The sequence below is a fragment of the Herbaspirillum sp. 1173 genome, from assembly GCF_031455335.1.
Lineage (GTDB): Bacteria > Pseudomonadota > Gammaproteobacteria > Burkholderiales > Burkholderiaceae_D > Herbaspirillum > Herbaspirillum huttiense.
On sequence record NZ_JAVDSP010000002.1, the window covers coordinates 613,647 to 634,456 of the forward strand.

The following is a 20,810-nucleotide window of genomic DNA, read 5'->3' on the forward strand; positions in this document are numbered from 1 at the left end:
GCGGCGCGGCTCTTGAAAAGCCATGCGCTGCCCATAGAGTAGGGAGTAGGTTATAATTCACCTCCCGCCGAACAAGCGGGCGCCTCTTGAAGAGACTCGGAGAGAGGCAAGCGTAATACGCAAGTTCACGCGCCCAGCGGGATTTGCGAAGCTTCAACACCACGGGGCCGACTTGGTTTCGACAGGGGTTGCAAAGCGGAACAGGGCATGCCGAGGACTGGTTACCTCGTTAATCCATCCGGAACTGCTTAAATGCAAACGACGAATCTTACGCTCTCGCAGCGTAAATCGCACCTAGAAACCTAAGAAACTTCTAGCTCTACAGCACTTCTTCCCTGGGGTGTGCTGGCAACAGCGGTAGAGTCATTTACAGGGAATCGTGGCGTATGGGGTTACTTCATACGTCATTAAATCCAAGGTAACTCGTCCTGTCGAAGCGTGTGCGTCCGCGTCGCCAGGGTTAAAACCAATTGACTGCACTACGCATGTAGAACTGTCTGTAGAGTGCTTCTGGACGCGGGTTCAATTCCCGCCGGCTCCACCAACATCACGACCATCAGCAATCGGCATCACGCCGGTTCCTGATGGTTTTGTCTTTCTGTCCTCAGCGATTGCATGGACTCGCCGTCTTGACGATGCCGAATCCCGGACGGGTACCCCCTCCTGATCTTGCTGAATGAACAATCTCTTGAACTGTAGCGGCCCAATTTGGATCGAGTATGTCAAAAATTGTTAGAGAATCAGGCACAAAATTCAGCACAGTTTTACCCTGCAGGACGACAGAGCGCGTACCCAAACGACAACGTCCACTCAGTGCATAAGCCCTTGGGCCATGGCTTTCCGCGATTCTTCGTGAAAATTTCGTGTTATTTCAATGAGGTTTTGTCGTACCATTACCCGGTCTTACAAATTGTAACGTTTCAAGACACCGGATAAACGCTGTAAATCAACAAGAAAACAGCGTGTTGACCGCGGGCCGCACCGATGAATGGGGTCCGAACTGGTAGGGGGATCCGGTAAATAACACCGCCAAGCAGAAGCCTAGTGCTTTTCAAGATATGTATTCAGGGGATGTCAGTTTTTCAATCGCGTCGCACGCGCAGTGGGTTCCGGGTATCGAATCCCATGCCGATTGGCAACGCTGGATCAGCGATGATCGCCAGGCCGCTGGTTCGGGGGAACCAGCAGTCAAGTCCATGCCGCCCATGCTGCGTCGACGGACCAGCCCAGTGGGCAAGCTGGCGCTCGAGGCGGCCTATGGCGCACTGAGTGCGGCCTCGCCTGCCATTGCATCCAGCCCCCCCGACGACGCAAGCAAGGACGCGCAAGACATGCCGGTCGTGTTTGCCTCGCGCCACGGCGAATGCGCCCGTTCGGTGGAATTGCAAATGGCCCTGGCCGCTGCTGCGCCCATGTCACCCACCGCCTTCAGTCTCTCGGTACACAACGCCAACGCCGGCCTGTTCTCCATCGCCCGTGGCAGCCAGGCCAATACGGTGGCCATCGCAGCCGGCCAGAGTACGGTCGAACATGCCGTCATCGAAGCCTGCGGCCTGCTGGCCGATGGCGCGCGGCAGGTACTGCTGGTGGTCGCCGATGCACCGCTCCCCACGCTCTTTTCCGATTTCGCCGATGAACACGAAGAGCCCTGCGGCTGGTCCTGGCTGATGCAGGCCGCCGACGAACACGGCGCGCTTCCGACCGTGTCTCTGCAATGGCAACAGATTCAGCCGGGCCACGGCACCCTCCCCTCTGAAAATGCCACCGCTGGCGCGGCCGCGGTGCTGCGCTTCTTCCTCGACGCGTCCACGTCCACCCTGCACCGCCAGGCCGATGGCCGCCGCTGGCACTGGATGCGGCATGCTTGAACGGGCCCTGGCATTGATCGACCGTGGCTGGCGCATCGTGGCCACGGGGATGTGCTTTGCGCTCTTCGGCTTGGGCGGGCTGATGTTGCGGCTGGTGGTTTTCCCCATCCTGCAGTGCCTGGTCCGCGATCCGCAGCAGCGCGTCAAGTGGGCACGCCACATCATCCGCCTGGCATTTCGCGCCTTCGTCGAGGTCATGCACATGAGCGGCGTGATCCGCTATGAAATTACCGGACTCGAACGTCTGGATCGCCATGGTCTCCTGATCCTGGCCAACCATCCCACGCTCATCGATACCGTGCTGCTGATGGCCTTCGTGCGCCATGCCGACTGCATCGTCAAGGGCGCACTGTGGCGCAATCCCTTTACGCGCGGCCCGGTCCGTGCGGCGGGTTACATCAGCAATGCCCAGGGACCTGACCTGATCGAGGACTGCATCCGCTCCCTGCGCAGCGGCGGCAACCTGATCATTTTCCCGGAGGGCACCCGCACGCCCAGCGATGGCCGGATCAGCCTCAAGCGCGGCGCAGCCAATGTGGCCGTACGCGGCGGATGGGCCATCACCCCGGTGCGCATCCGCTGCACGCCCGGCACCCTCGCCAAGGGCGAGAAATGGTGGAAGGTACCTGCTACGCGCGCACATTTCCGGCTGCATATCGGCGAAGACCTCCATCTCGACCACATCATCGCCAGCGAGCAAGCAGCCGGCGCCGACCAACCGACTCTGGCGGCGCGCCAGTTGACGACTTACCTGCAACAGTACTTCACGAAAGAGAACTAGGCGATGCACGATCTGGAACAAGACATCAAGCAACTCATCATCGAGGCCCTCGACCTGGAGGACCTCACTCCCGGCGATATCGACAGCGCCGCGCCCTTGTTCGGGGATGGCCTGGGGCTGGATTCGATCGACGCGCTGGAACTGGGCATGAGCCTGCAGAAACGCTACGGCATCAAGCTCTCGGCCAACTCCGAAGAAACCCGAAAGCACTTCGCCTCGGTTCAGGCGCTGGCTGCGCTGGTAGCCAGCCACCAGGCCACCGCCTGAGCAGCCCTCCACGCTGCACATTTCAATAACGACCCCGCCAAGCCACTTGCAAGAGAAGCAGATCATGACCACTCTCACACCTGACATGACCAAGGACGAAATCACCGTGTGGATCGTCGATATGCTGCACGAGATGTTCGAGCTTGACAAAGCCGCCATCACGCCCCAGTCCAACCTCTACACCGACCTCGACATCGACAGCATTGATGCCGTCGACATCGTCGTCAAACTCAACCAGACTACCGGCAAGCGCATCCAGCCCGACGTCTTCCGTAGCGTGCGTACCGTGCAGGATGTGGTCGAGATCCTGGCGAACCTGATGCGCGAACAAGCGCACGCATAAGGCATGAAGCCTCCTGCGATGTCGCGGCTGGCCAGCCTGGCCGGCCCGCTGTTGATCCTGCTGTATCCCCTGCTGATCTGGTATGCCCACGGCAAGCTTGAACCGCGCCTGCTGGCCCTCTTGCTGGTGCTCATCGCCGCCGTGCGCCTGTTCACCAGCCGCACTGGCCGCCCCCTGCGCTGGATGGGCGTGGCCGCGCTGGCACTGGCCGCACCGGCCTTACTCTGGAACGCGCTGCTGCCGCTGAAGCTCTATCCGGTGGCCATCAGCGCCGGCATGCTGGCGCTGTTCGGCTACAGCCTCTACAAGCCGCCCACGGTGATCGAACGCATGGCGCGCCTGAGTTCTCCGGACCTGCCCCTGTTCGTCGTCGCCTACACGCGCCGGGTCACCCAGGTCTGGTGCCTGTTCTTCGCGGTCAACGGCAGCATCGCCCTGGGCACCGCCCTGTGGGCCTCCCCTGCGGTGTGGTCGATGTACACCGGAGTCATTTCCTACGTCGCCATGGGCGTGCTGTTCGCCGGCGAATATCTGGTGCGTCTGTATGTACGCCGCCAGCATCATGCGTGAGGTGGCCGCCATGAACACGACCGCGCAGCTGGACCTGCTGCAGCTCCCCTTCCAGGCCTTCGACGGTGAGCGCGTGATCGGGTGGCGCGATGGGGCCGCACTCACGCACACCGCCTGGCGCGCCGAGGTGCTGCGCTGGCGGCATCTGATCATGGCCACGCCCGGCGAGCGTATTGCGCTGTTCCATCCGGATACACTGCATTTCGCCGCCGCCTTGTTTGGTATCTGGCTGGCCGGCAAGACAGCCTACCTGCCCAGCGATACCCTGCCCGAGACCTGCCGCCAGCTGCGTACCGAGGTCGATGCATTCGCGGGAGACTTCGGTGCCCACTGGCCGGCCCTGTGGCCGGCTGCGGATACCATCCCTGACGATGCTCTCGCACCTTGGCCTGCCCTGCGCGCCGATTTCACCGGACTGGTGGTCTACACTTCCGGCAGTACCGGCCAGGCGCAGGCCATCCCCAAGCAGCTCGGCCAGATGGCCAATGAAGTGGCCACGCTGGAGGCGCTCTTCGGCAGCATCGCGGGCCAGGCCGACGTGGTGGCCACGATCTCGCACCAGCACATCTACGGCTTGCTGTTCAAAGTGCTCTGGGCACTCTGTGCGGGACGTCCCATCCATGCCGGCAGCGCCTTCTTCCCGGAGGATCTGCAGCGCATGACGGGTCCGCGTCCCTGGCTGCTGCTGTCCAGCCCGGCGCATCTGACGCGTCTGCCCGAGCAGGTCACGCAGCCGGACGCGCGGCAGTTGCGCGCCATTTTCTCGTCCGGCGGTCCACTGCCGGCACAGGCCGCGCGCGATGCCGCCCGCCTGCTGGGTCACCGTCCGCTGGAAATCTATGGCAGCTCAGAGACCGGTGGCATCGCCTGGCGGCAGCCGGAGAGTGATCTGCTGCAACGCCTCGAACACTGGCAGGCCATGCCCGGCGTGTCGGTACGCATCGGTGCCGAAGGCGCGCTGCAAGTCCGTTCTCCGCATCTGCCCGATGAACAGTGGTTCAGCATGGCTGACCGCGCGGTGCTGGTGGATGGCCTGCCGGCGGCTTTCGAACTGCGCGGACGCAGCGACCGCATCGTCAAGCTCGAAGAAAAGCGCATCTCTCTGACCCGCATCGAACAAGGACTGGCCGCCAGCCCGCTGGTGGCAGACGTGCGCGTGATCGTGCACCAGGGCCGCAGGGCGCGCCAGTTCATCGCCGCCTTCGTGGTGCCGACGGCGCAAGGCCAGGCCGTGCTGGATGGCCAGGGCAAACTGGCCCTCAATGCCGCCCTCAAGGCCAGCCTGGCCGATGCCGTCGAAGCCATCGCCCTGCCTCGCCTGTGGCGTTACCTGCCCGCGCTGCCGTTGAACCCGCAGGGCAAGGTCACGCTCTCGGCACTGACGGCACTCCTGGAAAACACGGGCGCGGCAAATACCAGCCCGCCGACCCTGCCCAGGGTGACCGAACTTGAACGCACCGCCGAGCAGGTCCAACTGGCGCTGGAGATCCCCGCCGAGCTGCTCTACTTCCAGGGCCACTTCCCCGGCTCGCCCATCCTGCCCGGCGTGGTGCAGACCGAGTGGTCGCTGATCCTGGGCCGGCGCTATTTCAGCCTGCCGCCAAGGTTCCTGGGCCTGCAGGCCTTGAAATTCCAGCGCGTCATCACGCCCGGCATGCGCGTCGTGCTGGAACTGCAGCACGATGCGGCCAAGTCACAATTGGCCTTCCGTCTGCATTCGGAGGCCGGGCAGCATGCCAGCGGCCGCTTCCTGCTGGGGGCGGCATGAAGACCGGCATCTCACACAGCACCGTCGTGGTGATCCCGGTCTATGACCACGAACACGCCATCGGCGCGGTGGTCGCCGCCGTGCGCGGCCACGGCTTGCCCTGCATCCTGGTTGACGATGGCAGCAGTCCCGCCTGCGCCACCGTGCTGCAGCAGCTGGCCGCAGCCGATCCGCAGCACATCACGCTGCTGGTCCATCCGCACAACCAGGGCAAGGGCGGCGCCGTCATGACCGGCCTGCGCCATGCTGCCGCAGCCGGCTACACCCACGCCTTGCAGATCGATGCCGACGGCCAACATGACAGCGCCGACATCCCGCGCTTTCTGGCGGCCTCGCAGGCAGCGCCGGCCGCCGTCATCAACGGCAAGCCGATCTACGACGAGAGCGTACCCAAGGGCCGGCTCTATGCGCGCTACCTGACCCACGTCTGGGTGTGGATCAACACGCTTTCACTGGAGATTGCCGATTCGATGTGCGGCTTCCGGCTCTATCCACTGGCTCCGACGCTGCAGCTGATGGACCAGGCTCACATCGGCCGGCGCATGGATTTCGACACCGAGATCCTGGTACGCCTCTACTGGCGCGGTCTGCGCGTGCAGAACCTCGCCACGCGGGTGCGCTATCCGGCCGACGGCGTGTCGCATTTCCAGGTCTGGCTGGACAATGTCCTGATCTCGCGCATGCATGCCCGCCTGTTCTTCGGCATGCTGCTGCGTGCGCCCGTGCTGCTGGCGCGCGGCAGCTGGCGTCGGCTGGGCGGACGCAGCGCATGAGCCAGCCCCACCGCGCGCGCCATTGGGCGCAGATCAACGAAGTCAGCTTCGTGGCCGGCATGCGCTTGCTGTTCGCGGTCCATCGCCTGCTGGGCCGGCTGCCCTTCCGGCTCATGCTCTATCCGGTGCTGTGCTGGTACATCGCCGCCAATGGCCGCGCCCGCCAGGCCTCGCGCAGCTTCCTGGCGCAAGTCCGCAGCTACCGTCCGCAACTGCCGCTGCGGTCCGGACTTTTTGGCGTTTTCCTTCACTTCGCCGCATTCGGCGAAAGCCTGCTGGACAAGATGTTGCTGTGGGGCGGCCTGTTCCCGATCAATAAAGTTCATTTGACCGGTAGCGCCCATATCACCGATGCCATCGCCGCCGGACGCGGCGGACTCATCATCTGCACCCACCTGGGCAACCTCGAATTGTGCCGCGTGATCGGCCGCCAGCATCCGGCTCTGAAGCTCACGGTGCTGGTGCACACGCGGCATGCCCAGGCCTTCAACCAGATGCTGGCCCAGCTCGATCCCGGCAGCCAGCTCAACCTGATGCAGGTCACCGACATGTCCCCGGCCACCGCCATGGTGCTGGCCGAGAAAGTGGCGCAGGGCGAGTTCGTGGTCATCGCCGGTGACCGCGTCCCGGTCTCGCCGCAGCCTCGGGTAGCTCGCGCATCCTTCCTGGGCCGGATCGCGCCTTTCCCGATCGGGCCCTACGTGATGGCGGCACTGCTGCAATGTCCGGTCTACCTGATGTTCTCGCGCCGCAGCGCCGAGGGCGCGGAGGTGAGCTTCGAAGCCTTCCGCGACCGCATCGTCCTGCCGCGCAAGCAGCGCGACGAAGTACTGGCCGAACTGGCGAGCGCCTACGCCGCACGACTGGAAGCGCATTGCCTGCAAGCGCCCTACCAGTGGTTCAATTTCTATGATTTCTGGGCCGACTCGGCCCTGGACGAACACCATGCCTCACACTGACGTTTCCTTTTCCGCCAGCAGCAGCCCCATCCGCTTCGGTGCCCAGCCTCTCTCCATCGAGGATGTCGTGGCACTGGCGCGGCGCGAGCGCACGGCGCAATTGCACGATGCCGACAGCTTCCGTGCGCGCATCGCGCGCGGCGCCGATTTCCTGGACCGCCTGCTGCGCGAGGATGGCACCATCTATGGCGTCACTACCGGCTATGGCGATTCCTGCACGGTGACCGTCCCGCCCGAACTGGTCCCGGAACTGCCGCACCACCTCTACACCTACCACGGCTGCGGCCTGGGCGCGCTGTTCACGCCGGAGCAATCGCGCGCCATCCTGGCCGCCCGCCTCAATTCGCTGTGCCAGGGTTTCTCGGGCGTAAGCGTGGCCCTGCTGGAACAGATCACCGGCCTCCTGCACCATGATCTGCTGCCGCAGATTCCCTGCGAGGGCTCGGTGGGTGCCAGCGGCGACCTGACGCCGTTGTCCTACCTGGCGGCGGTGCTGTGCGGTGAACGCCAGGTCTGGCGCGACGGTGCCACGGTGCCGGCCGCCGAGGCACTGGCGGGAGCGGGGATGACGCCGCTGCGGTTGCGTCCCAAGGAGGGCCTGGCCATCATGAACGGCACGGCCGTCATGACCGCGCTGGCCTGCCTGGCCTTCGACCGCGCCCGCTACCTGTGCCAGCTGGCCACCCGCATCACGGCCATGAGCAGCTTCACGCTGGACGGCAATGCCCACCATTTCGATGCCACCCTGTTCTCGGCCAAGCCGCATCCGGGCCAGCAGCAGGTGGCCGGCTGGCTGCAGCGCGACCTGCCGTGCGGCCAGGCGCACCGTAACGAAAAGCGCCTGCAGGATCGCTATTCGGTGCGCTGCGCGCCGCACGTGATCGGCGTGCTCAATGACGCCCTGCCGTCGCTGCGCCAGTTCATCGAGAACGAACTCAACAGTGCCAACGACAACCCGCTGATCGACCCCGACGGCGAACGCGTGCTGCATGGCGGCCATTTCTATGGCGGCCACATCGCCTTCGCCATGGACAGCATGAAGACCGCCGTGGCCAACATCGCCGACCTGCTCGACCGCCAGATGGCGTTGATGGTAGACCAGCGCTACAACAACGGCCTGCCGGCCAATCTGTCCGGTGCCCGAGGCCCGCGCGCCCCCATCAACCATGGCCTGAAGGCGCTGCAGATCAGCGCCTCGGCCTGGACCGCCGAAGCCCTCAAGCTGACCATGCCGGCCTCGGTCTTCTCGCGTTCCACCGAATGCCACAACCAGGACAAGGTCAGCATGGGCACGATTGCCGCACGCGATTGCCTGCGCGTGCTGGAGCTGACCGAACAGGTCGCCGCCGCCCTGCTGATCACGGTACGCCAGGGTGTCTGGCTGCGCAGCCAGCGCCAGCAGGCCGGCGACACGCCCTTGCAGGATCTGCCCGCCGGCCGCCTGGCCACCATGCAGGCCGCGCTGGCCGAAGACATTGCCGTGGTCGATGAAGACCGCATGCTGGAGCCCGACCTGCGCCTGCTGCTGCAGCGTATCCGCGCCCAGGCCTGGAGCCTGTATGAGTGAGACCGTCCTGCCGGCGGGCAAAGTCACCCTGGCCAATTCCCCGTGGCGCGGCGAAGTCGAATTGCAGATCCAGTTCTATGACCTGGATCCGATGGAAATCGTCTGGCATGGCCGCTATGTCGAATACATGGAAGCCGCGCGCTGCGCCCTGCTCGATGGCCTCGGCTACAACTATCCGGCCATGAAGGAATCCGGCTATGGCTGGCCGGTGATCGATCTGCACCTGCGCTATGCCGCACCGGCCCGCTTCGGCCAGCGCATCCGCGTCAGTGCCGCCATCGTCGAGTGGGAAAACCGCCTGCGCATCGACTACCTCATCAGCGATGCCGCCAGCGGCGCACGCCTGACCCGCGCCTCCACCGTCCAGGTGGCGGTGCAGATGAACAACCACGAGATGTGCTTCGTATCGCCCCCGGTACTGTGGCACAAGCTCGGACTGACGCCTCCTGCCCCATGAACGCAAGAACCTTCCTCGTCTCCCTGGCCTGGCTGGCGGCGCTGCCCGCTCACGCCGCCGCCCCGGTGCAACAGATCCAGGCCACCCTGGCCAAGCCGGCCGTGATGTGCGGACGCTTCGACCAGACCAAGCAACTGACCGGCATCAAGAAGCCGCTGCAGGCCCAGGGCCGCTTCTGCGTGCTCAAGGGCCGGGGCATCCTGTGGCAGACACTGCAGCCCTTCCCCAGCACCCTGCGCATCACGCGCGAAGCCATCGTGCAGATCCAGGATGGCCGCGTGGCCATGAAGCTCAATGCGCAACAGGAGCCGGTGGTCAAGATGATCAACAGCGTGCTGTTCTCCCTGCTGGCAGGCGACCTGAGCCAGCTCGATACGCTCTTCGAACTCGATGGCAGCCTGCGCGAGGGCCACTGGCAGGTCGCGCTCAAGGCGCGCCAGCCGGCACTGGCCAAGGCCATCGGCGACATCAGCCTGGCCGGTGCCGGCTATGTGGAAAAGGTCGACATGAAGGAAGCCAGCGGCGACCGCACCGAGATCCGTTTTTCGGCCATCAAGACCGGCGAGGGTGCGATGACGGCCGACGAAGGAGCCCTGTTTGACTAAGCCCGCGCGCCGCCTGCCGCGCCTGCTGGCGCTGGCCTGGCTGCTGGCGGTGCTGCTGGTGGCCTGCCACAATGCCTGGCTGTGGCTGGGCCAGCGCGCCAGTCCCGATACCGACATCCTGGCCTTGCTGCCGGGCACCAGTGGCCGCGATGCGGTACGCCAGCAAGCCTTCTCGCACATGGTCGATGCGGCCCAGCAGAAGCTGGTGGTGCTGGTGGGCGACCGCGACTGGAGCCGGGCCCAGGCCGGCGCGCAGGCTTACCTCACGGTCTTGCGCGCGCACTCCGGCCTGATCGCCCCGATCAGCGGCGACAACGCGCAATGGCAAAACCAATGGCTCGAAAGCCTGGCGGGCAGCCGCAGCCTGCTGCTCAGTGAGGCCCAGCGCGCCCAGCTGGCAAGCGGCACGCCGCAGGCATGGAGCCAGCGCGCCTTGAGCGGCCTGTACGGCGCGTTCGGCGGACCCCGCCTGGGTGCCTGGCAGGATGATCCTTTCGGACTCTTCAGCGACTGGGTGCAGGAACGCGCCAGGGAGACGCCCGTGCGCCCGCGCGACGGCCAGCTCTTCGTCGAGCGCGATGGCGTGAACTACGCCCTGCTGCTGCTGGAACTGAAGGCCCCGGCGTTTTCCATGCAGGCGCAGGAGCAGATCGTGCCGCTGCTGGCGCAGGCGCGCCAGGCGGCACACGGCGAGGCCGGCGAGGTCATCACCGGCGGCGTGATCCTGCATGCGGCCGCTGCCAGCGCCCAGGCCGGCAGCGAAAGCGCCACCATCGGTGCCGGCTCGCTGCTGGGCATCCTGCTGCTGATGTGGCTGAGCTTCCGCTCGCTCAAGCCGATTCTCTACATCGCCCTGTCCATCGCCGTCGGCTGCCTCGGTGCGCTGTCGGTGAGCATGCTGCTGTTCGGGAAGATCCATCTGCTGACGCTGGTATTCGGTGCCAGCCTGATCGGCATCGCCCAGGACTACGGGATCTACTTTCTCTGCGCGCGCCTGGCCGCGCCGGCCACGCAGGACTCGACAACCCTGCTGCGCCGCCTGTTGCCGGGGCTGGCGCTGATGCTGCTGGCGGCACTGATCGGCTATCTCGGCATGGCCCTGACGCCCTTCCCCGGCCTGCAGCAAATGGCCGTGTTCTCGGCCCTGGGACTGGTGTTTGCCTGGCTCACGGTGGCTTGCTGGTTCCCCCGCCTGATCGGTCCGCACAGCCTGCGTGCCAGCCCGCAAGCGCAACGCTTCGGCCGCAGCATCGCCCGCTGGCCTGACCTGCTGGGCGGCGCAGCCTGGCACCTGGTTCTGCCGGCGGCGGTGGCATTGATCGGGCTGGCCCTCGCCGGCATCACCCGCCTGCACAGCAGCGACGACATCCGCGCCTTGCAGAACAGTCCGCCGGCCTTGCTGCAGGACCAGATCCGCATCAGCCAGTTGCTGGACATGGCCGCCCCGGTCCAGTTCTACCTGGTGCGCGGCGCCTCCCCCGAGGCCGTATTGCGGCAGGAAGAAGCCCTGCGCGAGAAGCTGCAACCCCTGGTAAAAGGCAAGCTCATCAGCGGCGTACAGGCCGTGTCCAACTGGGTCCCCTCGCAACAGCGCCAGCAGGACAACCTGACCCTGCTGCGGCGCGCACTGCTGGAGCCCCAAGGTACAGCGCCCGACGCCGTCATCCTCACCGCGCAAGCCATCGATGAGAGCCCGCAATGGGCGCAAGCGTTGCGCCAGCGCATGCTGGACAACGCCCAGCCGCTCACCCCCGCAGAATTCCTGGCCACCCCGGCCGGTGCCGCCTCGCGCCACCTCTGGCTGGGCCAAGTGGAGGGCCAGTACGCCAGCATCGTGGCCCTGCGCGGCCTGAGCGACTATCGCCAGCTGGACCGCCTGGCCGCCGTGGCCGATGGACTGCCGGGCGTGCAATGGGTGGACAAGGTGGGCGACATTTCGGCCGTGCTGCGCCAATACCGCATCACCATGGGCTGGGCGCTGCTGTGTGCCTACGCTGCCATCTTCGCCCTGCTGGCGCTGCGCTATCGCCGCCGCGCCTGGCGCGCGCTGGCCCCGCCGCTGCTGGCCTCGCTGCTGACGCTGGGCCTGTTCGGCTGGCTGGGCCTGCCGCTGCAGCTGTTCCACGTCCTGGCCGGACTGCTGGTGCTGGGGCTGGGCGTGGACTACGGCATCTTCCTGCTGGAAGCCTCCGGCCACCAGCGTCCCCACGCCTGGCTGACCGTGGGCCTGTCGGCAGCCAGCGCATTGCTGTCCTTCGGCTTGCTGGCCCTGAGCCACAGCCCGCCGCTGCACGCTTTCGGCCTGACCATGCTGTGCGGCATGCTGCTGGTATGGCTGCTGGCCCCTCTGTTCACCCATCCCGGCCGCGAACCGCTCCAGGTTCAGCGCGCACAGCCGGACAAGGAATCCGCATGAAGCCCTCCCGCCTGCTGGCCGCCATGAGCGCCGCCATCCTCCTGCTGCTGGGCGGCTGTGCCAGCCCGCTACCCCCGGATACGCGCCCGTCGGCGCGCCTGTCCCTGCGCCTGCCGCCGGCCGCGCTGGGCCAGGACATCAGCCTGCAGCAACACCTGACGGTGGAGCGCGGCAACCGTGTCGACCAGCTCGACACGGCGCTGGAAATCGATGCCGACCATGTCGACCTGGTCGGCCTGGCGTTTGGCCAGCGTGTCATGTCGCTTCACTATGACGGCAAGCAATTGCAGGTCTGGCGCCACCCCATGCTGCCCAGCCAGGTGCAAGGTGAAGATGTACTGCAGGACGTCCAGCTGACACTGTGGCCCGCCGACGCCATCCGCCAGGCTCTTCCCGAGGGCTGGGAGTTGCGCGAAGCCCAGGCTCAACGTACCCTCCTGCTCCACGGCGAAACGATTGCCGTGATCGACTACCCCGACCAGCGCCGCTGGGGAGGCAAAGTGATCCTGAACAATCTGCGTTACCACTACAAGCTGACCATACAGTCGGTGGTGACCTCTGAATGACATCGCCACACGCATGAGCCTTTATCTGAACGCCCTCGGCATGGTCTGTCCGCTCGGCAGCACGCATGAGGCCATCCGCGCGCGCCTGTTGGCCGGCCACAGCGGCCTGCGCGCCGATGCGCGCTACCGCGACGCCCAAGGCGCGCCGCTGGCCCTGGGCGCGGTGACCGATGACACGCTCCTTCCCGCAGACGACCACCTGCCGCTGCGCGAGCGCAGCCGCAACAACCGCCTGGCGCTGGCGGCGCTGGAACGTATCCGTCCTCAGGTCGATGCCGCCATCGCCCGTTACGGTGCAGAACGCATCGGCATCGTGCTGGGCACCAGCACCTCCGGCATCGCCGAGGGCGAAGCCGCCTTTGCGGCGCGTGCCGCCAGCGGCCGCTTCCCGTCCGGCTACCACTACGGCCAGCAGGAGCTGGGGTCGCCGGCCGCCGCGCTGCAACTGACGCTGGGCACCAGCGGTCCGGCCTACGTGCAATCGAGCGCCTGCGCTTCCAGCGGCAAGGCCATCGCCAGCGCCGCGCGCCTGCTCAACATGGGCCTGTGCGATGCCGTCCTCTGCGGCGGGGTCGATACCTTGTGCGAATTCACCATCTCCGGCTTCACGGCGCTGGAATCGGTAAGCAGCGAACGCTGCAATCCGCTCTCGCTGCATCGCTGCGGCATCAACATCGGCGAGGGTGCAGCGCTGTTCCTGCTCACGCGCGAACGCGCACCGGTCCGGCTCAGTGGCTGGGGCGAGTCTTCCGATGCCTATCACGTCTCGGCCCCCGATCCCGAAGGCCGGGGCGCACAACTGGCCATCGGCCAGGCCCTGCGCCGCGCCGGACTCAATGCCGCCCAGATCGATTACATCAACCTGCACGGGACGGCCACGGCGCAGAACGATGCGATGGAGTCACGCGTGGTGCAGGCACTGTTCGGGCTGGAGGTACCGGTGAGTTCGACCAAGCCCTTCACCGGCCATACCCTGGGTGCGGCCAGCGCCATCGAAGCCGGCCTGTGCTGGCTGCTGATGCAGGATGACAACCCGCACGGCCTGCTGCCGCCCCATCTGTGGGATGGCGTTGCCGATCCGGCGCTGCCGCCATTGGCTCCGGTCAAGGTCGGCCAGTGCCTCGGCAGGCCACTGCAGCACGTACTCTCCAATTCATTCGCCTTTGGCGGCAGCAATGTCGCGCTGGTCTTTTCGCGCGAGGAAAACGCATGAGCTCGCTCCCGCACAGCATCCCGCCGGTAGAGCAGTTGTTGCCGCACGCCGCGCCCATGATTCTCATCGACCGCGTGGTCGCAGTGAGTGAAGACCGGCTGCAGGCCGAGCTGGAGATCCGTCCCGAGAGCCTGTTCCACAACGGCACTGGCGTGGGCGCCTGGGTCGGCATCGAATACATGGCCCAGAGCATCGCAGCCTGGGCCGGTTACCAGGAACGGATCAAGGGCGGCCACGCCAAGATCGGTTTCCTGCTGGGGGCACGCCGCTATGGCTGCAGCGTGCCGGAGTTCGCCACCGGCATGCGGCTGGGTGTATCGGTGCAGTTGCTGCTGCAGGCGGAGAACGGACTGGGTTCCTTCGAGTGCCGCATCACCGACCTGGCGACCCAACAAGAACTGGCGCAAGCCACCGTGTCGGTATTCCAGCCGCACGATGCAACACACTATCTTCAAGAAGGCATGGCATGACCACATCGGGAGCACACAGCATTTTCGTTACCGGCTCAAGCCGGGGCATCGGCCGCGCCATCGCGCTGCGCCTGGCACGCGAGGGATATGACATCGTCCTGCATTGCCACGCCCGGCGCGATGCTGCCGACCAGGTCGCCGCCGAGATCGCCGCGCTGGGCCGCCAGACCCGCGTGCTGCAATTCGACGTGGCCCATCGCGAACAGGCCGCGCAGGCCCTGCTGGCCGATGTGGAACAGCACGGCTGCTACTACGGCGTGGTCTGCAATGCCGGCATCACCCGCGACAACGCCTTCCCCGCCATGCCGGGCGAGGACTGGGACAGCGTGCTGCGCACCAACCTCGATGGCTTCTACAACGTGCTCAATCCGCTGGTCATGCCCATGGTGCGGCGGCGTGCGGCCGGCCGCATCGTGACCCTGGCCTCGGTGTCGGGCCTGATCGGCAATCGCGGCCAGGTCAACTACAGCGCCGCCAAGGCCGGTGTCATCGGTGCCACCAAGGCACTGGCGCTGGAGCTGGCCAAGCGCGACATCACCGTCAATTGCGTCGCGCCCGGCCTGATCGATACCGACATGACCGAAGACGCCCCCGTCGACGAGATCCTCAAGCTGATTCCCGCCCGCCGCGCCGGCAAACCCGAGGAAGTGGCGGCCGCCGTGGCCTTCCTGATGTCGCCCGATGCGGCCTACATCACGCGCCAGGTGATCTCGGTCAACGGAGGCCTGGCATGACGCGCCCTCGCAACGAGCGCCGGGTGGCGGTCACCGGCATGGCCGGCATCAGTCCCATCGGCACCGACTGGAACAGCGCGCTGGCGCATCTGCAGACCCTGCGCAATGCCGTGCAGCGCATGCCCGGATGGGATGAATACATCGGCCTGCACACCCGCCTGGGAGCACCAGCCGTGGAGTTTTCGCTGTCCGAACGCTACAACCGCAAGACCACCCGCAGCATGGGCCGGGTCGCCCTGATGGCTACACGCGCCAGCGAATGGGCTCTGGCCGATGCGGGGCTGCTGGAAGATCCGCTGCTCAAGAGCGGCCAGCTGGGTATCGCCTACGGATCTTCGGCCGGTACGCCCAATGCCATTGCCGACTTCGCCATGATGTTCGCCGAGAAGAACACCCGCGACATCAATGCCAACACCTACCTCAAAATGATGGCGCATACGGCACCGGTGAACATGGGCGTGTTCTTCGGCATCACCGGCCGCATCATCACCACCTCCAGCGCCTGCACCTCGGGCAGCCAGGGCATCGGCTATGCCTATGAAACCATCCGCAGCGCGCGCCAGGTGGCGATGGTGGCCGGCGGTTCGGAAGAGTTGTGCGCCACCGAGGCTGCCGTCTTCGACACCCTCTACGCCACCAGCGTGCGCAACGACACGCCGCAGCTCACCCCCAGCCCCTTCGACCGCGACCGCGACGGCCTGGTGCTGGGCGAAGGGGCAGGCAGCCTGATCCTGGAAGACCTGGAACACGCCCAGGCACGCGGTGCCCGCATTTATGCCGAGATCGTCGGCTTCGGCACCAACAGCGACGGTGCCCACGTCACCAATCCCAATGCGGCCACCATGCAGGCAGCCATCCAGATGGCGCTGGACGACGCCGGCTTGCCGCCCTCGGCCATCGGCTACATCAATGCGCACGGCACCGGTACCCGCCAGGGCGACATGGCCGAAACCCAGGCCACCGCGCGCGTGTTCGGAAACGGTACGCCGATCAGCTCGCTCAAGAGCTACATGGGCCACACCCTCGGTGCCTGCGGAGCGCTGGAAGCCTGGCTGTCCATCGAGATGATGCGCCACGGCTGGTTCGCCCCCACCATCAACCTGCAGCAGCCCGACCCGGAGTGCGGCGACCTGGACTACCTCACCGGCGATGGCCGGGCGCTGCAGTGCGAGTACGTGATGTCGAACAACTTTGCCTTCGGCGGCATCAACACCTCGCTGATCTTCAGGCGCTGGCCCTGACCTCCTCCTGCCCCTCCCTCTGCATCCACTCATGACAAGGAAAACAAGCGATATGAAGACAATTTCCCTCACCCTCGCACTCACCCTGGCGCTGGCCGCCGCCCTGCCGGCCCAGGCGCGCGATACCAAGCACCTGCTGCCGCTGGACAGTACCGCCGACATGAAGGACAAGGAAGGAATCCTGGATGGCACGGTCAAGTTCTACTTTGCCGGCCAGGCGCACCCGGCAGTGCTGGAGAAGATCGCCACCGACGTCACCAACCAGAAGACCAATGCCGTTGGCAAGAGTGATGAAGAGGCCTGCAAGTGGGTCTTCCTCTCGGCGCTGGTACAGCTGCACAAGAAGGCCCGCGAGCTGGGCGGCAATGGCGTGGTCAACATCGTGAGCTATTACAAGAAGAATGAAATGGCCAGCGCCACCCAGTTCGAATGCCACGCCGGTGCCACCATGGCCGGTGTCGCCCTCAAGGGTGACATCGTCAAGCTGGGCCAGTAAGCCGCCATGCCATCCACCGTGGCCTGGGTCGTGGATGGCCGCGCCTTCGTCGGCGCGGACGCGTGCCCGGCCACGCTGGGCCGGCTGGCTGCGGTCCTGTCTCCGGATGAGCGCACGCGCCTGCAAGGCTTCCTGCGCCCGCAGCGCGCCTGCGAATTCCTGCTGGCGCGGCTGCTGATGCGGCATGCGCTGATGCAGGCCAGCGGTTGCCGCCTGGACGATATCGAAGTGAGCGAACGGCACGGTGCCGCCCCGCTGGTGCGCATCGCCGGCGCGCCCGCTGATGGCATCACACAGCCAGCGGCCAGCCTCTCGCACAGCCGTGGCTGGATCGCCTGCGGCGTGAGCGTAGGCACGCAGATCGGCGTGGACATCGAAGCACCGGCTCCCGCACGCGACCTGTCTTCACTGGCCGATCTCGCCTTCACGCCGCAAGAATTGTCTGGCCTGGCAGAGCTCAGCGGGGATGAACGGGAAGCCGCCTTCTATCGCCTGTGGTGTGGCAAGGAGGCCGATTACAAATTTCGTCACAATGCCGCCCGGCACGAAGGTCCCGTGGCCGCCGATGCCACGCCGTTTCTGCATCACGAGCAAGGGACGCACTATCACCTGTGCGTATGTACTGCAAGGCCGGCGCGGCAGCATCGTACCCAAGACCTTGCGCTGCAGGCGCTGCTGGAGATGGCGGCTAGCAGTACGGCGCTGGGAGCGTAGCCAGAAGCCAGCAATACAGTGGCAATACACAAGCAAGACCAAAGCAATACAGCAGCAAACCGGAGCAATACACCTTCGCATGGCGCGAGCAATACAGTGGCACTCCGGAGCAACACACAAGACCTACAACCAGCAGACACTTCAAGGGGAAATCATGTCCGCATCACGCACCTGGCTGCTCGCAGCCGGCACACTTCTGTTGACCACCGCCTGCTCCACGCCGGAAGAGCGGATGGCAAAGCTGCAGATCAAGCAGCAGCGGTTGGAGATCAAGGCGCAGCAAGCAGCACAGCGCAACGAGGCCCGCAATGAATTGCGCAACAAGGTTCAGGCAAGCGCAGTGACCGACCAGCGCGGACCGTACGAGAACGTGATCAAGGCCCTGGCCAGCTGCGACGCCAGCTTTGCGGCCACCTTGCGCCAGTTCTCCGGCAGCCTGCCGCCGGCCTTCGTAGTCACGCTCAAGGGCCCGGTAGCCAGCATCGATGTGCCGGATCGTCGCACACCCGGCAGCAACCGCATTGCGGCCGCTGGCAGCGCTCAGGCCTACGGCCAGACCCTGAGCGGCTATTACGACGAGCGCACGGAAAGCAACGGCCAGTTGCAGAAGATGAGCTGGGGCTTCTACAGCCCGGCCGCGCCGGAACAGCTGGCCAAGGTGCTGGGCGCGGCCATCCCCAACTTCAAGCGCACCAGCCGCGAACTGGACGGCAACTACGTGCGCATGGAAATCTTCGATCGCGGCGGCTGGCACCGCACGACGCGCTTCGACTATTACCGCGGCCAGTCCAACGTGCTGGGGGAACGGACCCTGGTCATCGAACCCTCGCGCGACCCCGCCTTCCCCGGCAGCCGCATCGGCTGCTCGGTGCGCGGTGCACAAGTGGCGCAGTTCCAGGATGAGTTGCGGCCTGAGGTGGATTGACGTCTGGCATGGAGATGAACGGGCCGGTTCAAGCCGGCCTCCTCTTCATGTACATCTTGTGGCCGGACCGCAAAAAAGCTAGCGTATGCCCTCATCTATTTGGAGCATGGTCATGCGCTACCGCTTATACGCCAACCCCGTCGGCTTTCTCATCGGCCAGCACGGAAGACACCCGGAAGTCCGGGCCTTGTTGCAGATCCTGGCGCAGGGCGACCAAGAGGTCATCACGGGTAAAGTCAGCGGCGTTGGAATGGTCGTCGCCAGACTCTATGCCAAACATTGATGCGTAAATGCATCAATGCCTCACCGCCCCACACAAACAAAACTCCCCGCCTCATTCACGGACCCGCTCCCCCGATACTGCGGCCAAGCCGGATACCGGCACAGCGGCCGGCTGCGGCCCGGTACCACGGTGGTATCCACCACGATCTGATCCACCGGTGCCTTCCCCTGCTCCACCCATTGCTCCAGCGCAGTCAGTGAATCCCAGGACGCATTGAAAGCCGTACCAAACACGTGCCCATAGCCGGGGATCTCGTAATAACGCACGAAGCCCTCAAGCTGCTGTTCCCCTATCGCCTTCTGCAAGCGCCCCAGATACTGCCGCGTGGCCTGCGTGCTGACCAGCGCATCGGCCGTGCCATGCGCGATCAGGATCTTGCCGCCCTTGTTGCGGAAGGCCGAAAGATCGGTCTGATTCACATCCTGCAAGCCGTTCAACGCCACCACCCGCGCCTGATACCCTCCCGGCCGCAGCGGATCCAACGCCAGCGGATTGAAGTTAACATCGCGCGTAACGAAGTAGCGCACCCACTGATCCCAGAAGGTGCTGTGATACGGCGGACTGCCTTTGCTGCTCACGCCCGGCATCGGATTGGCGGGCTGCTCGGTGCCCAGTCCCAGTGTCTGGATGATGGCCTGGAAAGGACTGCCCGTGCCCATGCCCCAATCCGTGCCCCAGGTGTTGAATCCCGGATAGCGCGTCTCGCCGCTGGCCAGTGGATAAGGCAACTCCAGCGGCGTGCTGAAGACCTTGAAGGCAGCAATCTGCGCGTCCGACAGGCAACCGTCGCCGCCCTCGCCTCCGCCTTCGCAACGCAAGGGCTTGCCGTTGAGCGAGGCCGTGGCCGGATCGAAACGCGCATTGCAGGCATCAACGTTGCTGATGACGCCATCGGCCACGCCATCAAGACGGTCACACGCCGCCATGGCGGCATCGAACAGGAGCTTGCGCTTGGCCGCATCGGGGTAAGCCCCCGGCTGCGCCATGGCCTGCGTCATGCGGCCAAACTGCAGGTTCAGTGCGACGGCATTCCAGGCCGGATACAAGGCGATCACCCCATCCACATCAGAGGGCCAGCGACTGGCCATGGCCAGGGCTTCACGTCCGCCCGTGGAGCCGCCGGCGAAATACACCCGTGCAGGCCGCTGTCCATAATGGGCGGTGACGATGGCCAGCGCCGCGTCGCGCGTCTTCTTCAAGGCATCGCCCGCGAAATTGCGCAAGGCTTCGTCGTTGCTGCCAAACGAACCATCGCGCGAGGTGGTGGCATTGGCCTGGTGGCCGGAATCGCTGGCGAAGGTGGCATAGCCGCGCCCCAAGGGACCGGGCTGCGTGGCCGCGCCGGCAGGGACGTTGGCGGCCACGTCCGGAATGGTGCCGTCATAGCCGCCGCCACCGAACATCAGGGCCTTTCCATTCCACTGCGCCGGCAGGTCCACCTGGAAGCGGATCGCCGGTGCAGCGGGATCGACCGGGCTGATCTCGCCACTCACCTTGCAGTAAGCACCAACAGCCTTGGCGCCGTCGCCGCTGGCAACCACGCTCTCGATGGCCGTCACGCGTGCGCCGCGCGTGGGCAGGCCGATGGCTGCGGCCGGAAGGGTGAAGGTACGCAAGGCGGTGCAGCTTTGCGGCGTGCTCACCGGCGTGTCGGTGACAGGCTTCTCGGGCGCGCTGCTGCATGCGGCCAGCAGCGCGATGAGGCAAGGACTCAACAAGGCCGGATACAGCATGGGCCTGCGGGTGGTTCGTGGCATGGCGGTCTCCTGATGGTCTCAACGTTGTCTACGTAAC

Annotated in this window: 22 protein-coding genes and 1 other RNA gene; 22 read left to right on the forward strand and 1 reads right to left on the reverse strand. The window is 65.6% G+C overall.

Annotated features, from left to right (window positions below):
* The first annotated feature begins 163 nt into the window (after nucleotides 1-163).
* The 22 genes from ssrA to J2X56_RS10910 all read left to right on the forward strand — a co-directional run bounded on the left by ssrA (nucleotide 164) and on the right by J2X56_RS10910 (nucleotide 19,016).
* Nucleotides 164-544: a transfer-messenger RNA gene (gene ssrA, locus J2X56_RS10805) on the forward strand.
* A gap of 514 nt (nucleotides 545-1,058) precedes the next feature.
* A complete protein-coding gene (locus J2X56_RS10810) occupies nucleotides 1,059-1,868 on the forward strand; it encodes a beta-ketoacyl synthase chain length factor (protein WP_121043549.1) in 810 nt (269 codons plus the stop codon).
* On the forward strand, nucleotides 1,861-2,649 hold the full coding sequence (locus J2X56_RS10815; RefSeq protein WP_121043551.1) for a 1-acyl-sn-glycerol-3-phosphate acyltransferase: 789 nt from the start codon (nucleotides 1,861-1,863) through the stop codon (nucleotides 2,647-2,649). The genes J2X56_RS10810 and J2X56_RS10815 overlap by 8 nt, the downstream gene beginning before the upstream one ends.
* A 3-nt stretch (nucleotides 2,650-2,652) precedes the next feature.
* Complete coding sequence (locus J2X56_RS10820; RefSeq protein WP_034333069.1) at nucleotides 2,653-2,916, forward strand: phosphopantetheine-binding protein; 264 nt, start codon at nucleotides 2,653-2,655, stop codon at nucleotides 2,914-2,916.
* Between the two features lie 64 nt (nucleotides 2,917-2,980).
* On the forward strand, nucleotides 2,981-3,259 hold the full coding sequence (locus tag J2X56_RS10825; protein ID WP_083859617.1) for an acyl carrier protein: 279 nt from the start codon (nucleotides 2,981-2,983) through the stop codon (nucleotides 3,257-3,259).
* Between the two features lie 3 nt (nucleotides 3,260-3,262).
* A complete protein-coding gene (locus J2X56_RS10830) occupies nucleotides 3,263-3,829 on the forward strand; it encodes a hypothetical protein (RefSeq protein ID WP_121043555.1) in 567 nt (188 codons plus the stop codon).
* A complete protein-coding gene (locus tag J2X56_RS10835; protein WP_227022743.1) occupies nucleotides 3,804-5,597 on the forward strand; it encodes an AMP-binding protein in 1,794 nt (597 codons plus the stop codon). Before J2X56_RS10830 ends, J2X56_RS10835 begins: the two co-directional genes overlap by 26 nt.
* Nucleotides 5,594-6,370, forward strand: coding sequence for a glycosyltransferase family 2 protein (locus J2X56_RS10840; RefSeq protein WP_134136657.1), 777 nt, complete (start codon nucleotides 5,594-5,596; stop codon nucleotides 6,368-6,370). Before J2X56_RS10835 ends, J2X56_RS10840 begins: the two co-directional genes overlap by 4 nt.
* Nucleotides 6,367-7,329, forward strand: a complete 963-nt coding sequence (locus J2X56_RS10845) for an acyltransferase (RefSeq protein WP_121043559.1) — start codon at nucleotides 6,367-6,369, stop codon at nucleotides 7,327-7,329. Before J2X56_RS10840 ends, J2X56_RS10845 begins: the two co-directional genes overlap by 4 nt.
* Nucleotides 7,316-8,896: an aromatic amino acid ammonia-lyase gene (locus J2X56_RS10850; RefSeq protein ID WP_310160179.1), complete on the forward strand. Its 1,581-nt coding sequence runs from the start codon at nucleotides 7,316-7,318 to the stop codon at nucleotides 8,894-8,896. The genes J2X56_RS10845 and J2X56_RS10850 overlap by 14 nt, the downstream gene beginning before the upstream one ends.
* On the forward strand, nucleotides 8,889-9,353 hold the full coding sequence (locus tag J2X56_RS10855) for a thioesterase family protein (protein WP_039787290.1): 465 nt from the start codon (nucleotides 8,889-8,891) through the stop codon (nucleotides 9,351-9,353). The genes J2X56_RS10850 and J2X56_RS10855 overlap by 8 nt, the downstream gene beginning before the upstream one ends.
* A complete protein-coding gene (locus tag J2X56_RS10860; protein WP_310160183.1) occupies nucleotides 9,350-9,958 on the forward strand; it encodes an outer membrane lipoprotein carrier protein LolA in 609 nt (202 codons plus the stop codon). Before J2X56_RS10855 ends, J2X56_RS10860 begins: the two co-directional genes overlap by 4 nt.
* A complete protein-coding gene (locus tag J2X56_RS10865) occupies nucleotides 9,951-12,374 on the forward strand; it encodes an MMPL family transporter (RefSeq protein ID WP_310160185.1) in 2,424 nt (807 codons plus the stop codon). The genes J2X56_RS10860 and J2X56_RS10865 overlap by 8 nt, the downstream gene beginning before the upstream one ends.
* Entirely contained in the window at nucleotides 12,371-12,940 is a 570-nt protein-coding gene (locus J2X56_RS10870) for a DUF3261 domain-containing protein (protein WP_121043567.1), read from the forward strand. The genes J2X56_RS10865 and J2X56_RS10870 overlap by 4 nt, the downstream gene beginning before the upstream one ends.
* 13 nt (nucleotides 12,941-12,953) lie before the next feature.
* Nucleotides 12,954-14,153 (forward strand): beta-ketoacyl-[acyl-carrier-protein] synthase family protein, encoded by a 1,200-nt coding sequence (locus J2X56_RS10875; protein WP_134136652.1) that lies wholly within the window; start codon nucleotides 12,954-12,956, stop codon nucleotides 14,151-14,153.
* Nucleotides 14,150-14,623 carry a hotdog family protein gene (locus J2X56_RS10880; protein ID WP_121043573.1) on the forward strand — a complete coding sequence of 158 codons (474 nt, stop codon included), beginning with the start codon at nucleotides 14,150-14,152 and terminating at the stop codon, nucleotides 14,621-14,623. Before J2X56_RS10875 ends, J2X56_RS10880 begins: the two co-directional genes overlap by 4 nt.
* Nucleotides 14,620-15,357 carry a 3-oxoacyl-ACP reductase FabG gene (gene fabG, locus J2X56_RS10885; RefSeq protein WP_039787283.1) on the forward strand — a complete coding sequence of 246 codons (738 nt, stop codon included), beginning with the start codon at nucleotides 14,620-14,622 and terminating at the stop codon, nucleotides 15,355-15,357. Before J2X56_RS10880 ends, fabG begins: the two co-directional genes overlap by 4 nt.
* Nucleotides 15,354-16,598 carry a beta-ketoacyl-ACP synthase gene (locus J2X56_RS10890; protein WP_121043576.1) on the forward strand — a complete coding sequence of 415 codons (1,245 nt, stop codon included), beginning with the start codon at nucleotides 15,354-15,356 and terminating at the stop codon, nucleotides 16,596-16,598. The genes fabG and J2X56_RS10890 overlap by 4 nt, the downstream gene beginning before the upstream one ends.
* A 52-nt stretch (nucleotides 16,599-16,650) precedes the next feature.
* A complete protein-coding gene (locus J2X56_RS10895; protein WP_121043578.1) occupies nucleotides 16,651-17,094 on the forward strand; it encodes an excinuclease ATPase subunit in 444 nt (147 codons plus the stop codon).
* A 6-nt stretch (nucleotides 17,095-17,100) separates the two neighbouring features.
* A complete protein-coding gene (locus tag J2X56_RS10900) occupies nucleotides 17,101-17,808 on the forward strand; it encodes a 4'-phosphopantetheinyl transferase superfamily protein (protein ID WP_121043581.1) in 708 nt (235 codons plus the stop codon).
* A 154-nt stretch (nucleotides 17,809-17,962) separates the two neighbouring features.
* Nucleotides 17,963-18,733 carry a hypothetical protein gene (locus tag J2X56_RS10905; RefSeq protein WP_121043584.1) on the forward strand — a complete coding sequence of 257 codons (771 nt, stop codon included), beginning with the start codon at nucleotides 17,963-17,965 and terminating at the stop codon, nucleotides 18,731-18,733.
* 112 nt (nucleotides 18,734-18,845) lie between these two features.
* Nucleotides 18,846-19,016 carry a hypothetical protein gene (locus J2X56_RS10910; protein WP_158601272.1) on the forward strand — a complete coding sequence of 57 codons (171 nt, stop codon included), beginning with the start codon at nucleotides 18,846-18,848 and terminating at the stop codon, nucleotides 19,014-19,016.
* A gap of 20 nt (nucleotides 19,017-19,036) precedes the next feature.
* Here J2X56_RS10910 and J2X56_RS10915 read toward each other — a convergent pair whose 3' ends face one another.
* Nucleotides 19,037-20,773, reverse strand: coding sequence for a tannase/feruloyl esterase family alpha/beta hydrolase (locus J2X56_RS10915; RefSeq protein WP_209567511.1), 1,737 nt, complete (start codon nucleotides 20,771-20,773; stop codon nucleotides 19,037-19,039).
* Between the last annotated feature and the right edge of the window lie 37 nt (nucleotides 20,774-20,810).

What these genes read in the sequence shown, in the direction of transcription:
- fabG (WP_039787283.1), top strand. Translation starts at nt 14,620, where the DNA reads ATGACCACATCGGGAGCACACAGCATTTTCGTTACCGGCTCAAGCCGG.
- J2X56_RS10895 (WP_121043578.1), top strand. Translation starts at nt 16,651, where the DNA reads ATGAAGACAATTTCCCTCACCCTCGCACTCACCCTGGCGCTGGCCGCC.
- J2X56_RS10900 (WP_121043581.1), top strand. Translation starts at nt 17,101, where the DNA reads ATGCCATCCACCGTGGCCTGGGTCGTGGATGGCCGCGCCTTCGTCGGC.
- J2X56_RS10850 (WP_310160179.1), top strand. Translation starts at nt 7,316, where the DNA reads ATGCCTCACACTGACGTTTCCTTTTCCGCCAGCAGCAGCCCCATCCGC.
- J2X56_RS10830 (WP_121043555.1), top strand. Translation starts at nt 3,263, where the DNA reads ATGAAGCCTCCTGCGATGTCGCGGCTGGCCAGCCTGGCCGGCCCGCTG.
- J2X56_RS10860 (WP_310160183.1), top strand. Translation starts at nt 9,350, where the DNA reads ATGAACGCAAGAACCTTCCTCGTCTCCCTGGCCTGGCTGGCGGCGCTG.
- J2X56_RS10835 (WP_227022743.1), top strand. Translation starts at nt 3,804, where the DNA reads ATGTACGCCGCCAGCATCATGCGTGAGGTGGCCGCCATGAACACGACC.
- J2X56_RS10870 (WP_121043567.1), top strand. Translation starts at nt 12,371, where the DNA reads ATGAAGCCCTCCCGCCTGCTGGCCGCCATGAGCGCCGCCATCCTCCTG.
- J2X56_RS10905 (WP_121043584.1), top strand. Translation starts at nt 17,963, where the DNA reads ATGTCCGCATCACGCACCTGGCTGCTCGCAGCCGGCACACTTCTGTTG.
- J2X56_RS10820 (WP_034333069.1), top strand. Translation starts at nt 2,653, where the DNA reads ATGCACGATCTGGAACAAGACATCAAGCAACTCATCATCGAGGCCCTC.
- J2X56_RS10840 (WP_134136657.1), top strand. Translation starts at nt 5,594, where the DNA reads ATGAAGACCGGCATCTCACACAGCACCGTCGTGGTGATCCCGGTCTAT.
- J2X56_RS10880 (WP_121043573.1), top strand. Translation starts at nt 14,150, where the DNA reads ATGAGCTCGCTCCCGCACAGCATCCCGCCGGTAGAGCAGTTGTTGCCG.
- J2X56_RS10875 (WP_134136652.1), top strand. Translation starts at nt 12,954, where the DNA reads ATGAGCCTTTATCTGAACGCCCTCGGCATGGTCTGTCCGCTCGGCAGC.
- J2X56_RS10845 (WP_121043559.1), top strand. Translation starts at nt 6,367, where the DNA reads ATGAGCCAGCCCCACCGCGCGCGCCATTGGGCGCAGATCAACGAAGTC.
- J2X56_RS10915 (WP_209567511.1), bottom strand. Translation starts at nt 20,773, where the DNA reads ATGCCACGAACCACCCGCAGGCCCATGCTGTATCCGGCCTTGTTGAGT.
- J2X56_RS10910 (WP_158601272.1), top strand. Translation starts at nt 18,846, where the DNA reads ATGCGCTACCGCTTATACGCCAACCCCGTCGGCTTTCTCATCGGCCAG.
- J2X56_RS10855 (WP_039787290.1), top strand. Translation starts at nt 8,889, where the DNA reads ATGAGTGAGACCGTCCTGCCGGCGGGCAAAGTCACCCTGGCCAATTCC.
- J2X56_RS10815 (WP_121043551.1), top strand. Translation starts at nt 1,861, where the DNA reads ATGCTTGAACGGGCCCTGGCATTGATCGACCGTGGCTGGCGCATCGTG.
- J2X56_RS10810 (WP_121043549.1), top strand. Translation starts at nt 1,059, where the DNA reads ATGTATTCAGGGGATGTCAGTTTTTCAATCGCGTCGCACGCGCAGTGG.
- J2X56_RS10825 (WP_083859617.1), top strand. Translation starts at nt 2,981, where the DNA reads ATGACCACTCTCACACCTGACATGACCAAGGACGAAATCACCGTGTGG.
- J2X56_RS10890 (WP_121043576.1), top strand. Translation starts at nt 15,354, where the DNA reads ATGACGCGCCCTCGCAACGAGCGCCGGGTGGCGGTCACCGGCATGGCC.